Genomic DNA, 14,643 nt, shown 5'->3' with positions numbered 1-14,643 from the left:
ATGGCTGAACAATACAATTCCGATTCGATTGAAGTTCTAAGTGGTCTGGACCCGGTAAAACGCCGTCCCGGCATGTATACCGACACTACCCGTCCTAACCATTTGGCTCAGGAAGTGATTGATAACAGTGTCGACGAGGCGCTGGCCGGCCATGCTAAATCGATTATCGTGACCTTACATCCCGACCAAAGCATTGAGGTTCAGGACGACGGCCGTGGCATGCCCACCGACATCCACCCCGAGCAAGGCATCAGCGGTGTGGAGCTGATTTTCACTCGCCTGCACGCCGGCGGTAAGTTCTCCAACAAGAACTACCAGTTCTCCGGTGGTTTGCACGGGGTAGGGATCTCTGTGGTGAATGCGCTCTCCAGCCGGGTTGAGGTGCAGGTTAAGCGTGAGGGCCAGCTATTTGAGATGGCTTTTGAGCACGGTAACACCGTACAAGCCTTGGAAGTCACTGGCACTGTTGGCAAACGCAACACTGGTACCATCGTGCGCTTCTGGCCCACCGCCAGCTACTTTGACAGCCCCAAGTTTTCCGCCTCTCGCCTGCGCCATTTGCTGCGCGCTAAGGCCGTTCTTTGTCCGGGCTTATCGATTAAGTTCAATGACTTGGTGGCCAAGGAAGTCGATGAATGGTGTTTTGAAGACGGCCTGAAAGACTACTTAGCCCAGTCGTTTAGCGAGTACGTCAGTCTGCCGGAAGAGCCCTTTACCGGCGCCTTCTCCAGCAACGAAGAGGCGGTGGATTGGGCGGTCAGCTGGCTGCCGGAGGGCGGCGAAGCGATAACCGAAAGCTACGTGAACCTGATCCCCACCGCGCACGGTGGTACTCACGTGAACGGCCTGCGCCAAGGCCTGTTGGATGCAATGCGTGAGTTCTGTGAGTTCCGCAATCTGCTGCCGCGCGGGGTGAAGCTCAGTCCCGATGATGTATGGGATCGCTGCTGCTACGTGTTGTCGGTGAAGATGCAAGACCCGCAGTTTGCCGGTCAAACCAAAGAACGCCTGTCGTCACGCCAAAGCGCAGCCTTTGTCTCCGGCGTGGTGAAAGATGCCTTCAGTCTATGGCTAAACACCCATACCGATCAGGCCGAGCAGCTGGCGGAGATGTGTATCTCCAATGCTCAGGCGCGGATGCGCTCACGCAAAAAGGTTGCTCGAAAAAAAGTGACCAGTGGCCCGGCCCTGCCCGGTAAGCTGACCGACTGTTCTACCCAAGACCCACTCGAAGGTGAGCTGTTCTTGGTGGAGGGTGACTCGGCAGGCGGTAGTGCCAAGCAAGCGCGTGACCGCGAGATGCAGGCAGTGATGCCGCTGCGCGGTAAGATCCTCAATACCTGGGAGGTGGACGCCGGTGAAGTGCTTGGCTCACAGGAGGTACATGATATCTCGGTGGCCATCGGTATCGACCCAGATAGCCAAGACCTAAGTGGTCTGCGTTACGGCAAGGTCTGTATTCTGGCCGATGCCGACTCGGATGGTCTGCACATTGCCACCTTGCTGTGTGCCTTGTTTACCCGCCACTTCCGGGCGTTGGTGGAAGGCGGGCATGTGTATGTGGCGATGCCGCCGCTGTACCGCATCGATGTCGGCAAAGAAGTGTTCTACGCGCTGGATGAAGAAGAGAAGCAGGGGATCCTCGACCGGATCGAAGCTGAGAAAAAGCGTGGTAAGATAAATGTTCAGCGCTTCAAAGGCTTAGGTGAGATGAACCCACTTCAGCTGCGCGAAACCACCATGGATCCCAATACCCGTCGTTTGGTTCAGCTGACCATCGATGATGAAGGGGCAACCTTGGCGTTAATGGATATGTTATTGGCCAAGAAGCGATCCTCAGATCGCCGCTCATGGTTGGAAACCAAGGGCAATATGGCTACCGAACTTAACTAAAACTAGGGATGGCGATGCAACCGTTGCGATTAGGTTTGGCAAACAAGGCGCTGCTGGTGTTATTCAGCGTGCTGCTTATTGCGCAGATCGGCATGATCAGCTTCAACCGGGATAACCTGAGCGAGTTGTTTCAGGTGCATCGTCAGCAGCAACACCAAAGCAATGCGGTGCGCTTAGAGGCCTACTACCGAGAGCTGTCTGAGCGTCTACAATCCCTGACTGCGGCTCAGCAAGTGATGTTCGAAGGGTCAAACCGCAGCGCCAAGCAGGCGATGGCAGATTACTGGAATAGTCTGCTAACTCACTCCAATCTTCCCGTATCTGGCATGCTCACCCTTGACCATAGTGCTGGACAAGCCCTGCAGTATGGCGACTTTGAGCAAAGCGAAGGGGCGGGGCGCTGGATGCATGCGGTAACTTACCAGCCGGAGCAAGTGAACTGGCTGGTTGACTGTCAATCCTATTGCTCGATGCTGTATGTGGCAAAGCTTGAGCGGCCTAACGCTGCGCCCTTAAAGGTATTCTATCGGGTTGATTTGGCCAAAATGCTGCGTTATCAACCCGCCATCGATGCCGCCTATTATCTGATTGTCTCTGAGGATGATGCGGGCAAGCCGCGCCTGCTCTATAGCAACGTACCCAATGAGGATCAGTCCTTCTTGGTGGAGTTGCTGCAGCGTTATCAACTGAATGAGATTGTCGATGGCTCACCGGTGGTGGATACGCCGATAGGTCCGAGTGAGGTGAATAGCCTGGCGATCACCAGCACCAGCTATGAGCAACCTCTGTATTATTTGCTGCTCAATGATGTGTCATCGGAGCTGGCGCAGTTTGATCAAGCCGACCGTAACAATCTACTGTTTGGTGCCATGTTATTGGCTGGTTCATTGCTGATTGTAGCGGTGATCCTGCACCCGCCACTGACTCGAATTCGTCGTACTATCATTAGCTTGCCGCTACTGGGGCGCTCTTCCCACAGCTTGTTCCGCAACAACCTGCAACGCCACGGTAAGCGCTGGATGAGCGATGAATCCGGCCAGTTAGATAGCGCGTTGATCCGCCTCTCCTACCAGCTGGAAACCTTGGAGCAGCAGCTCAAATCGCGCGCCGAAGAGCTCGACTGGGTGGCTAACTTTGACAGCCTGACCGCATTGCCCAACCGGCGTAAGTTTGAGCGCGAACTCACCCAGCGGCTGCAAGATGAGTGTTCGGGAAGCTTGCTGCTGATCGATTTGGATAACTTCAAGCTGGTGAACGATATCAGCGGCCATAGCGCTGGTGATGAGCTATTGCGCCGGGTGGCAGTGACCTTGAAGCGGATGCTGCCCGACGACGTACTGATGGCGCGGATCAGCGGTGATGAATTTGCGGTATTCCTCGAAGATACCGACGAGAACAGCGCCCGCACCGTGGCGCAGCGGATCATCTCGCTGTTCGACCAAGTGCATGTGCCGGGGCATAACATAATCCACAGCGCCGCGGCGTGTGTCGGGATTGTCGCCTCGCCGGAACATGGCGTGTCCTATGAAGAGCTGATGGGCAAGGCCGATATCAGCGTGAATCAGGCCAAAGAGAACGGCAAAAACTGTGTGGTCAGCTTCCAGGTGCGTCATGAAAGCAAGGCGCTGGCCCAGCGTCACTACTGGCTGGACTTAGCTCAGCACTGTATCGAGCGCGATGCGCTGGAGCTGCACTTTCAGCCGATCATGAATAACCTGAGCAATCGGGTGGAGCACTACGAGGTGCTACTGCGGGTGCGTGACGAAGACGGTGCGCTGCACTCGCCTTATCAGCTTATTCTGGCCGCCGAGAAGAGTGGCCGGGTCGAGCATATCGATCTGTGGGTGGTACAACGTGCCCTACAACAGATGCAAGACAACCTACAAATGGGCTGCCATGACAAGTTAGCGATTAACCTATCGGCGCGCTCGTTCTGTAGTGAACGGGTGATCTCGCGAATTGCCCGGGAGTTCGACAGCCGCAACATTCCCGGTGAGATGATTATCTTTGAGATCACCGAGACCGCTGCGCTGCCCAACCTACAACAGGCCGAAGAGCATATCCGCCGCTTGAAGGAGCTCGGTTGTGCGATTGCCTTGGATGATTTTGGGGTCGGCTACTCGTCGTTCCACTCGCTCAAGCAGTTGCCGCTGGATTACATCAAGATCGATGGCTCCTTTGTGCGCGAGGCTGGGCTGCATCACGCCAATAAGGTGTTTATCCAGGCGCTGGTCAACATTGCCTCCCAGCTGGGTCACAAAACCGTGGCGGAGTTTGTGGAGAGCGGTGAATTAAATCAACAGCTTATCGAATTGGGGGTCGATTACTCCCAAGGCTACTATATCGGTAAGCCCGCCCGTGCCGAGACCTTCTGGCAATATGAACGGGCGGCCGAAGTTTTATCAAGTTAGACAAAAGGTTAGTTTAGAGCATGACAGATGCCAGCACGCTCAGTTTGGAAGGTATTGAACGCCTGCCACTGAGTCAGTTCACCGAACAGGCCTACCTGAACTACTCCATGTACGTGATCATGGATCGGGCCCTGCCACATATCGGCGATGGCCTGAAGCCGGTTCAGCGACGTATTATCTACGCCATGTCGGAGTTAGGCCTGAGCGCCACGGCCAAGTATAAGAAATCGGCGCGTACCGTGGGTGACGTGCTAGGTAAGTACCACCCCCACGGTGATAGCGCCTGTTATGAAGCCATGGTGTTGATGGCCCAGCCATTTTCCTACCGCTACCCGCTGGTTGACGGCCAAGGTAACTGGGGCGCCCCGGATGACCCGAAATCCTTCGCCGCGATGCGTTATACCGAAGCGCGCCTGTCCAAGTTCTCAGAAGTCTTATTAAGTGAGCTGGGGCAGGGAACCTGTGAATGGATCCCCAACTTCGATGGCACCATGAAAGAGCCGCGCTGCCTGCCAGCGCGTCTGCCGCATATTCTGCTCAATGGCGTTACCGGTATTGCGGTGGGCATGGCCACCGATATTCCTCCGCATAATGCTAGAGAAGTTGCCAAAGCCTGCAGTGTGCTGCTGGACAAACCCAAGGCTGAGCTTGATGAGCTATTGGAGCACGTGCAAGGACCGGATTATCCGACCGAAGCCGAGATCATCACCCCGCGCAGCGAGCTGAAGAAGATCTACCAAAGCGGTCGTGGCTCGATCAAGATGCGCGCGGTGTACACCATTGAAGATGGTGAGGTGATGATTACCGCGCTGCCGCACCAAACCTCGGGGGCCAAGATCCTCGAGCAGATTGCCGCGCAGATGCAGGCCAAGAAGCTGCCGATGGTGGTGGACCTGCGTGATGAGTCTGACCACGAGAACCCCACTCGTATCGTAGTGGTGCCGCGCTCTAACCGGGTTGATGTCGAACAGCTGATGAACCATCTGTTTGCCTCCACCGATCTGGAGCGTAACTATCGCGCTAATCTGAATATGCTGGGGCTGGATGGTCGCCCACAGGTGAAGGGGCTGATCCAGATCCTCAAAGAGTGGCTGGAGTTCCGTCGCGATGTGGTGCGCAAGCGTCTGCAATACCGCCTCGATAAAGTACTGGCGCGCTTGCATATCCTTGATGGTCTGTTGATTGCCTTCCTCAATATCGACGAAGTCATCGAGATCATCCGCAGCGAAGACGAGCCCAAACAAGCGCTGATGGCGCGCTTTGGTCTGTCCGACAAGCAAGCCGAAGCGATTCTCGAAATCAAACTGCGCCAGTTGGCCAAACTGGAAGAGATCAAGATCCGCGCCGAGCAGAAAGAGCTGGCCGAGGAGCGCGATAAGCTGCAGCTGATTCTGGGCAGCGAGCGTCGCCTTAACACCTTGATCAAAAAAGAGTTGATGGCCGATGCCGAGACCTACGGCGATGACCGCCGCTCGCCATTGGTTGAGCGCGAAGAGTCCAAGGCGCTCAGCGAAAAAGACCTGATGCCGAATGAAGCCATCACCGTGGTGCTGTCTGACAAGGGCTGGGCGCGTAGCGCCAAGGGCCATGATATCGACCCCCAAGCGCTTAACTACAAAGCCGGTGATAGTTATTTGGTGAGTGCCCGCGGGCGTAGCAACCAACCAGCAGTGTTCCTCGACACCGCAGGGCGCTGCTATGCGCTCGACTCCCACACCCTGCCTTCGGCCCGCAGCCAAGGCGAGCCGCTGACTGGCCGCTTTAATATCGCTGCCGGTGAGCTGTTCTGTAATGTGCTGATGTCAGAGTCGGAGCAGTTGTTCCTGGTAAGCTCCGATGCCGGCTACGGCTTTATCGGTAAGTTTGCCGATATGCTCAGCAAGAACAAAAACGGTAAGGCCTATCTAACCCTGCCGAGCGGCAGTAAAGCGATGGCGCCGATTGCGGTCGATGACTTAGACAACAGCCATGGCCTGGCCATCTCCAACGAAGGACGGATGCTACTGTTCCCGCTAGCCAGCCTGCCGCAACTGGGCAAAGGCAAGGGCAATAAGGTGCTGAACATTCCGGCGGCCCGTGCCAAGAATCGTGAGGAGTTCGTCAAGCTGGTAGCGGTGGTGCCTGAGAATGCGGCGGTCACCCTGCATGCCGGTAAGCGCAAGCTCACCCTCAAGCCGAGCGATCTGGACCACTACCGTGGTGAGCGTGGCCGCCGTGGTAACAAGCTACCACGCGGTCTGCAGCGGGTTGATGAGATCCAGATTGAGCTACCGGATACCGTTGAGTCTGAACCGGAGCAATCATAGCTTCGCAGTACTCAGAACGACAGGGCAGCATCGCTGCCCTTTTTACTGGCTGGTCGGAACAGGGCAGAGTGTTCAGCTTACGCTTGTTCACTAAAAAACCAGCTTGTATACTGCCTGCGATTTTTAGGGGGTAACATGTTAGCCGTAGTTCGAATTATTTTTATTGTGAGCCTGATTTTGTTGGGCTTCCCGCTGGTGATGCTGTATTGCCTGACCCGGCCTCGTCACCCCGATCTGGTGCATCAGATTGGCGTACTGATCGCCAAGCTGGGCAAGTTTGTCGGTATCAAGGTTGAGGTGCGCTACAAGACCAAGAACCTGCCAGACAAAGGCGTATGGATCGCCAACCACCAAAATACCTACGACATGGTTACCTTGCCGTTCGCATTGAAATCGGGTGTGGTATCGATTGGTAAGAAAAGCCTGAAATGGATCCCGCTATTTGGCCAGGTCTACTGGCTAACCGGTAATATCTTGATTGACCGTCAGCGCCGTGCTAAGGCGGTCGGCACGCTTAATCAAGCGGCTGAGGCCATCGAGAAACGTAATATCTCGGTGTGGATGTTCCCTGAAGGTACCCGCAGCTATGGCCGAGGCCTGTTGCCGTTTAAAACTGGCGCTTTCCACCTAGCCATGCAGGCCAAGGTGCCGATCTTGCCGATCGCGTGCTCGTCTACCCATGGCCAGATCAAGCTTAATCGCTGGAACAATGGCAAGGTAATCGTTGAAGTGGGCGAGCCGATGGACGTTAGCACGTGGGCGAAGGCAGAAATGCGTGAGCAGATCGTGCGGGTGCACGATGAGTTAGAGCAACGAATTTACCAACTGACCATGGAAGCACGTGGCGAAGCGGCCGACTATGCTAAGCTGGCAGAGAAACCACAACCCGCGTCCATGGCAAAGGAGCAAGAGGCATGAGCCTGAAGAATGTGATTGCTGACTGGCAACAAGAAACCGACCTGATTATTCAGGAGCTAATCAACGATGGCAGCGATCCCGATGCGGAGTATGCCATTGAGCACCACCTTGCCAGCAAAGATTTTAAGATCTTGGAAAAAGCCGCAGTAGACGTGTTCAAAGCTGGCTTTGAGGTGACTGATGCAGAAGAAGCCGAGCTGGACGATGGCTCTGCAGTATGGTGTTTTGATGTGGTGGTGGATGCGCCACTGAACGCTGATGCCATCAAGGTCGATATCGAAAAGCTAGCAACCATCGCCGATAAACATCGGGTGATCTACGATGGCTGGGGCACCTATTTCATCCCGCTAGATGGCGAGGAAGAGGACGAGTAATCGACGTTTTATGTGACGACAAGAAGAGCCTACGGGCTCTTTTTTTTGCCTTCAGTTTATCGGTTTGCAACAAGTGGCTTGATGTCTCGCGGCTTGCAAGGTGTTAGCCTGCTGCTCTCTCTTGGCTGCCTTAACATGGACGCGCCTTGAACATCGACGAGCCGCACTGTCTAAGGTCTGTTCGCTAATCTTAGCTCTGACTTGCATTTCGTGAGCAAGGCTGACATTGTCGGCTTGATCACAGCTTTAGTTTCATATGTTTCATAAGACGATGCTTTCTGTTGAAGAACTTCATAGACTGGCCGTTCCCACTTTGCTGTCAGTTAAGCAATTCGCATACAGTGTGCTGGATAATGGGAAAGCGCTTACATTTTGGTGAATATTTCACCGCTTGCGATCCCGTCCAACCTTTTCAGGAGCAGTTATGAAACTAAAAGATACCTATTTCCACGCACACCACTCTCCCATGGGAGCGCTTTCAAGCTTTACTGTGGGTGATCAGGGTGGCGTTGGCGGCCTAGGCCTGGAGTTGGGCGAGGCGTATGGCGGAAACGTGTTTGTTGGCTATGTCGACGACCAACAGGTGGTGCAAACCTTCCCCTTCTTCCAGGGAGCGAACGATCAAAGCGAACGTTACGTGCAAAAAGATGACGTCTCACAGCTACAAGAGCGCTGCTTTGACGGCGTAGAGCGTGACTATGGCTGGTCTAGCGACTGCTTTAGTGCGCCGGGCATTGAGATGAAGATCCTCACGCCGTTCTTCTCGATTGCTGACCCTGAGTTGGCCCAGTTGGACCGCCTTAAACAGGCTTCGTGCCCAGCGGTATATCTGGAGCTGAGCTTTGATAACCAAAGCGACCAAGAGTGGACTGGCTTCTTTGCGCTACAAGGCGAAGAGCTGCGCTGGAACCGCATTGTTGACCAACAGGCCTTGCCGCTTAAAGGGGTAAGCAACCAAGACCGTATGGGGATTGCCACGCTGGATACACGCGCCGAAGCCTTCTCCCACTTCTCGGTGAGAAGCTCGATGGGTGAGATGGGCGATCGCGACTGCTTTATGCTTGGCCCCACCGGCGGTCTTAAGGTGCAGGTGCAGCCTGGTGAGCGCTACACCCTGCGCATTGCTTTGGGTGTCTACATTGAAGGCAACGCTACCTACAACCGCCAGATGCGCTACTACTACACCCAGCACTTCAACCACCTTAATGACGTGCTGCGCTATGGCTTGGAGCACTTTGATAGCTACGCCCAGCTGGCGCAAGACAACGACCGAGAGCTGGCAGAATCCGGCCTCAGTGACGATCAGCAGTTCCTGATTGCCCACGCCACGCGCTCTTACTATGGCTCAACCCAGTGGCTGTACGACGGCACTCAGTCGGTGTGGGTGGTGAACGAAGGGGAGTATCTGATGATGAACACCCTCGACTTAACCGTGGACATGCTGTTCTTCGAGATGAAGATGAACCCATGGACCGTACGCAACGTGCTCGAGCAGCTAGTGTCTTACTACAGCTACTACGACGAGACCTTCGACCCGGCCAACCCAGAGCAGATGCTGCCCGGTGGACTGAGCTTTGTGCACGATATGGGCGTGGCGAACAACTGGAGCCCGAAAGGCCATAGCTCCTATGAGATTGGTGGGCTGGACCGCGCCTGTTTCAGCTATATGACCTACGAGCAGCTGACCAACTGGGTACTGTGCGCTGGCGTGTATGTCACCAAGAGTGGCGACAACGAGTTCCGCACCCGCTACAAAGGCATCTTGCTAGACTGCCTGCAATCGCTGCTCAACCGTGACCATCCTGATGCAGCCAAGCGCGATGGCATTATGAGCATGGAGTCGTCACGCACCCATGGCGGCGGTGAGATCACCACCTATGACTCGCTAGACCACAGCTTGGGTCAGGCGCGCGGCAACATCTATCTGGCCGGCAAGGCGTGGGCCTCGTATCTGGTGCTAGAGAAGCTATTGTCGGAAGAGGGGCTGCAGGCACAAGCTGATGAAGCGCGTCAAGCGGCCACGTTATGCGCCAATAAGCTGGCTGCCAGCTTTGATGAGGAGTTGGGCTTTATCCCGGCAGTGCTCGACGGTGAATCGAAGAGTGCGATTATCCCGGCTATCGAGGCGCTGGTGTACCCCTATGAGCTGGGCTTGCTTGACGCCGTGGCTGAAGATGGCCCGTATGGCGATTACATCAAGACCCTCAAGCGTCACCTGCAGTTTGTGCTAAATGGCGATTACTGCTTGTACCCTGACAACGCTTGGAAGCTCTCCTCGACCGCGGATAACTCCTGGGCCAGTAAGATTTTCTTGAACCAGTACGTCGCCCGTGAAGTGCTAGGTATGACGCTCCCTGTGGACGCTGAGAGCGATGCGGCCCACTTACGCTGGCAAACCCACGGCGCTCATGCCGATGCCTGCTGTGACCAATTCAGCTCCGGTAAGCCGATTGGTAGCAAGTATTACCCGCGCTGTGTCACCAATATCCTGTGGATGCAGGAGAAGTAACAAACGCAACAACTACGCAACACGTAGGGTAAATGTGTGATCCAACCCCCGGAATCGATGTGATCTCGGGGGTTTTTTGTGGGTGAAAGCCGGTGTGAATATGCGCGAGGTCACAGTAATTATGAAATCATGTTTCACCAGAGAAACTGGCAGAGAAATTGGGGATGGCGATTTTTTCTTCTAATTAGGTAACTCTCATGAAACAACGCCAAAATTATTTCATCTCTATCAGTGCCTTATGTGTTGCTTATGTAATTTACCTACAAAATTACGAGATCTTGCGCACAACTTAGTGCGAATTTCCCCGATATTTATGTTTTGTTGTTTGTTGTTTTTCATATTTCTTGATGAAAATGAATTTTATGACCTGATTCAAATCTTACCACTCCCGCAATTGAACCCCCCCAACCCCTCAGCTACAGTGACCGACATGCTGGAAAGCGCTTACATGGCGCTCAATTGTTAAATTTACGGAAGCAGAAACTATGGCGGCAGTCACGTTCAGTAACTTAAAAAAACGCTTTGGCGAAACTGAAGTTGTAAAGAGTTTCGACTTGCACATTGAAGACGGCGAATTCGTTGTTCTACTTGGCCCCTCGGGCTGTGGCAAGTCAACTACATTGCGTATGCTTGCAGGCCTGGAAGAGATCTCGGATGGTGAGATTTTCATTGGTGAGGAGTTGGTAAACGAACTTCACCCAATGGAACGTAACATCGCGATGGTTTTCCAGAGCTATGCACTTTATCCCCATATGACGGTTAAGGAAAACATCGCTTTCGGTCTGAAAATGACCAAGGTGGAGAAGGATGAAATCGAGCGCCGAGTGAAGTTGGCAGCCGATATGTTAGAACTAACCCCTTTACTTGACCGTTTCCCGAAAGCGCTTTCGGGCGGTCAGCGTCAGCGTGTTGCCATGGGCCGCGCAATGGTACGTACCCCAGAAGTGTTCTTGTTCGATGAACCACTGTCTAACCTTGATGCTAAGCTGCGTGGCTCAATGCGTGCAGAGATCAAATCACTGCATCAGGAGCTAGGTACTACCACCTTGTATGTAACCCATGACCAAGTTGAAGCGATGACCTTGGCCGACCGTGTGGTTATCCTCAAAGATGGTTTCATTGCTCAGGTTGGTACTCCGAAAGAGATTTTTGAGCAACCTGCCAACAAGTTTGTGGCTACCTTTATTGGGGCGCCAGAAATGAACTTGGTGAACGCCAAGCTTGAAAACAGTCAAGTGATTATTGGTGAGCAAACCTTGGCCCTGCCAACTACTTACCAAGATCAAGCCGATTGTGCACTGGGCGTTCGTCCTAGTGATCTCTACCTTAACCCGCGTGCCATCGAGTCAGATGCGATTGGCAAGCTGACCGTCAACATCGACGGCATCGAACTACTGGGCGCCACCTACCACATTCAAGGAACCTTGAACGGTTCTCGCTTCGTGGCAGATATCGCGACCTCTGATGAGACCGATGTGACCCAAGAAACGGGTGAGGTTGAGCTGTTCTTTGATTTACACCGCGTCCACCTCTTTGACAATCAAGAAGGTAATGCAATTCGCCCAAACCTGAATTAAGGGCTGTGCTTGGTCGGTGAAAATCAGGATTGAAATTAAAGGGCCTCGAGCCCGATATAACAACTAGGAGTACAACATGTCTGCTGTCGAGTCTGCGGAAAAAATTCCAGCAGTAAGCAAAAAGCGGAGCCTGAAGCAGCGCTTAAACGCGAAAGGTTACAAATGGGCACCTTACCTGTTTGTTAGTCCGTTCTTTGTTCTATTTGCTGTATTTGGATTGTTTCCATTACTGTTTTCTATTTACTTGTCACTGCACTACGGAGATGCGACCGGTGGTATCGACCGCATGGAATTCGTGGGGCTGGCAAACTACATCTACCTGTTCCGAGATGATGCGTGGTTCCACTCGTCTCTGATCAATACCGGTTGGTTGGCTCTGGCCTCGGGTATTCCACAGCACGTTGTGGCTATCCCGCTAGCGTTCTTCCTGCACACCGCCTTTAAGAAGAGCCGTAACACGGTAATCGGTGCCTACTTCGTACCATTCATTACCTCGTCGGTGGCAATCTCGCTGGTATTTACCTCGCTGTTCTCACGCGACTTTGGTGTGGTAAACATGATTTTGACGCAGATTGGTAACGTTGAAATCTTTGGCTTCCAACCTTTAGGCTGGCTGTTCCCCACTGAGAATGTCGACTGGGCGAGACCGCAGTACATCAAGCCGATGATTGCCTTTGTTGTATTCTGGCGCTTTGTGGGCTGGAACACCGTTCTGTACCTCTCTGCGATGCAGACCATTCCGAAAGACCTGTATGAGGCGGCTACCGTTGATGGTGCGAAACCTTGGCAGCAGTTCTTCTACATTACCTTGCCACAGCTTAAGCCAATGATGTTCTTCGCGGTAACGCTGACCATTATCGGTAACCTGCAGATGTTCGAAGAACCGTTCATCATCACAGGCGGTACCGGTGGTATTGAGCAAGCAGGTAAAACAGCAGCAATGCACCTATACCTGACCGCATTTACTGAAGGTGATTTCGGAACTGCGTCGGCCGTATCTTGGTTACTGTTCTTCATCATTGCCATCCTGACTTGGCTGAACAACAAGATTCTGGGCGAGAAGGACTAAGAGGTTTCTCATGAATAAACTTAAAAAATCGACTATTTTCGCTTATATCGTGGTTGGCTTTGGTGCCTTGATCATGTTGGCCCCGTTCTACTTTATGTTTATCTTTGCTACCCACAGCAACGGTGACATTCTCTCGGTGCCACCGCCACTATGGTTCGGTAGCGAGCTGATGAACAACATCGATTACCTGCTGAACGCGCTGCCTTACTTCTGGCACAACGTGGGTATGAGCTTCTACATTGCGATTATCACCACTGCACTGAACTTATTGTTCTGTTCAATGGCGGGCTACGCACTGGCGATGTACGACTTTAAATACCGTAATGTTATCTTCGCATTCATCATGGGCACCATGTTGATTCCACCGTTCCTGGGCATGATTCCTACTGCTCTGGTAATGAAGTACCTGGGTTGGTTGAACACGCCTAAAGCGCTGTACATTCCAATGGCCTGTGGTGCGATGGGTATCTTTATGATGAAGCAGTTCATCACCAGCGCGATTCCAAAAGAGCTGATTGAAGCGGCACGTATGGATGGTTGTAATGAGTTCTCCATTTACTGGCGTGTGGTAGTACCGCTGATTAAGCCAGCGTTCGGTACCTTGGGTCTTATCGTGTTCATCGGTCAATGGAACAACTTCATGGGCCCACTGGTGGTAATGAACGACATGAAGATGTTCACCATTCCACTGGCTCTGCGTTCGCTGCAGGGTACCGGTATGACCCCATGGGGTGCGATCTGTGCGGGTGCTGCCATTGCGGTTATCCCACTACTGATTATGTTCACCCTAAGCTCACGCCGCCTGATCGACGGCCTGACTGCGGGGGCTGTGAAAGGTTAATCACACCTTTTGTCCTACTCCTTTGTAACGTTAAGCCAGCTGTTTCAGCTGGCTTTTTTTGTCCTTAGCGCAAGCAGTTAGTGGCTTTGGGCGAATTGCATGATTGCACTAGGAGAGGGCCCTGCAAGGGGGAAATGGTTAACTCGCACATTTTCCATGCAACCGGATGAAAACGCAGTGGCATCAATTCCTGAAATCCAGCCTGATTCGCTTTCCTGACTAATGAGAGTTTTCTCATATTGTGGCGGATTGCTAGAGGATGTTCAGGTGTTGTGTGTGACTAGGCGCTATCGTCTAAAAGCTTGATATATAAGGCGTCAGCTTGATTATTTGCGATCGTGAGCAAACCGCTTTTATCAAATAGGGCAGGCCATTGTTACGTTATTTAGTTCGCGATTTGATAAAACACTTCGTCGATTTTTTTTTTATGACAGCCTTCAAATCTTAAACCATAGGTGTTTGAACCGCTCATGGCACTTGGCTACATTGACTACACGAAAGCGCTTACACGCTAATCGAATTGGGCCACATAAAAACAACGCAATGTGGCCTCGCGGCAGCAAGTGGGTCGACAGGAAAATCCTGTTGTTTCTTCTCCAAGGGCAAGTTTGGAAAGGACATGACTCATTTACCGCTCTCTGGACTCGATGTGTCCCGAATGGCTTCCAAAGCATAAACGACTCGCGATTAACAGGGATGGGGCAACCCACGCAAGGAACGACGCTCTAAAAAATGAAAGCGTATT

At 53.0% G+C, this 14,643-nt stretch carries 9 protein-coding genes; all 9 read left to right on the top strand.

Going from position 1 to position 14,643, the window contains the following annotated elements; translation table 11 throughout:
- The 9 genes from parE (at position 1) to G462_RS0104155 (ending at position 13,898) form a co-directional block, all read left to right on the top strand.
- The gene (gene parE, locus G462_RS0104195) at positions 1-1,893 is read left to right on the top strand and encodes a DNA topoisomerase IV subunit B (RefSeq protein ID WP_026957873.1); all 1,893 of its coding nucleotides are present in this window, start codon (positions 1-3) and stop codon (positions 1,891-1,893) included.
- Between the two features lie 14 nt (positions 1,894-1,907).
- Complete coding sequence (locus G462_RS23775; protein ID WP_026957872.1) at positions 1,908-4,304, top strand: putative bifunctional diguanylate cyclase/phosphodiesterase; 2,397 nt, start codon at positions 1,908-1,910, stop codon at positions 4,302-4,304.
- Positions 4,305-4,324: 20 nt separating this feature from the next.
- Positions 4,325-6,610, top strand: a complete 2,286-nt coding sequence (gene parC, locus G462_RS0104185) for a DNA topoisomerase IV subunit A (RefSeq protein WP_026957871.1) — start codon at positions 4,325-4,327, stop codon at positions 6,608-6,610.
- Positions 6,611-6,745: 135 nt separating this feature from the next.
- Positions 6,746-7,528, top strand: a complete 783-nt coding sequence (locus G462_RS21700) for a 1-acylglycerol-3-phosphate O-acyltransferase (RefSeq protein ID WP_051326520.1) — start codon at positions 6,746-6,748, stop codon at positions 7,526-7,528.
- Positions 7,525-7,902 (top strand): ribonuclease E inhibitor RraB, encoded by a 378-nt coding sequence (rraB, locus tag G462_RS0104175; protein WP_026957870.1) that lies wholly within the window; start codon positions 7,525-7,527, stop codon positions 7,900-7,902. The genes G462_RS21700 and rraB overlap by 4 nt, the downstream gene beginning before the upstream one ends.
- Before the next feature lie 424 nt (positions 7,903-8,326).
- Positions 8,327-10,411 (top strand): glycoside hydrolase family 52 protein, encoded by a 2,085-nt coding sequence (locus G462_RS0104170; protein ID WP_026957869.1) that lies wholly within the window; start codon positions 8,327-8,329, stop codon positions 10,409-10,411.
- A gap of 485 nt (positions 10,412-10,896) precedes the next feature.
- Positions 10,897-11,988 carry an ABC transporter ATP-binding protein gene (locus tag G462_RS0104165; RefSeq protein WP_026957868.1) on the top strand — a complete coding sequence of 364 codons (1,092 nt, stop codon included), beginning with the start codon at positions 10,897-10,899 and terminating at the stop codon, positions 11,986-11,988.
- 76 nt (positions 11,989-12,064) lie between these two features.
- Positions 12,065-13,057 (top strand): carbohydrate ABC transporter permease, encoded by a 993-nt coding sequence (locus G462_RS0104160; RefSeq protein WP_026957867.1) that lies wholly within the window; start codon positions 12,065-12,067, stop codon positions 13,055-13,057.
- Between the two features lie 10 nt (positions 13,058-13,067).
- The gene (locus G462_RS0104155) at positions 13,068-13,898 is read left to right on the top strand and encodes a carbohydrate ABC transporter permease (protein WP_026957866.1); all 831 of its coding nucleotides are present in this window, start codon (positions 13,068-13,070) and stop codon (positions 13,896-13,898) included.
- Positions 13,899-14,643 lie beyond the last annotated feature (745 nt).

The sequence above is a fragment of the Aliagarivorans taiwanensis DSM 22990 genome (assembly GCF_000429505.1).
GTDB classification, from domain to species: Bacteria; Pseudomonadota; Gammaproteobacteria; order Enterobacterales; family Celerinatantimonadaceae; genus Aliagarivorans; species Aliagarivorans taiwanensis.
The sequence above is the reverse complement of the archived record's forward strand: the minus strand, read 5'-3'. Positions and strand labels throughout refer to the sequence as shown.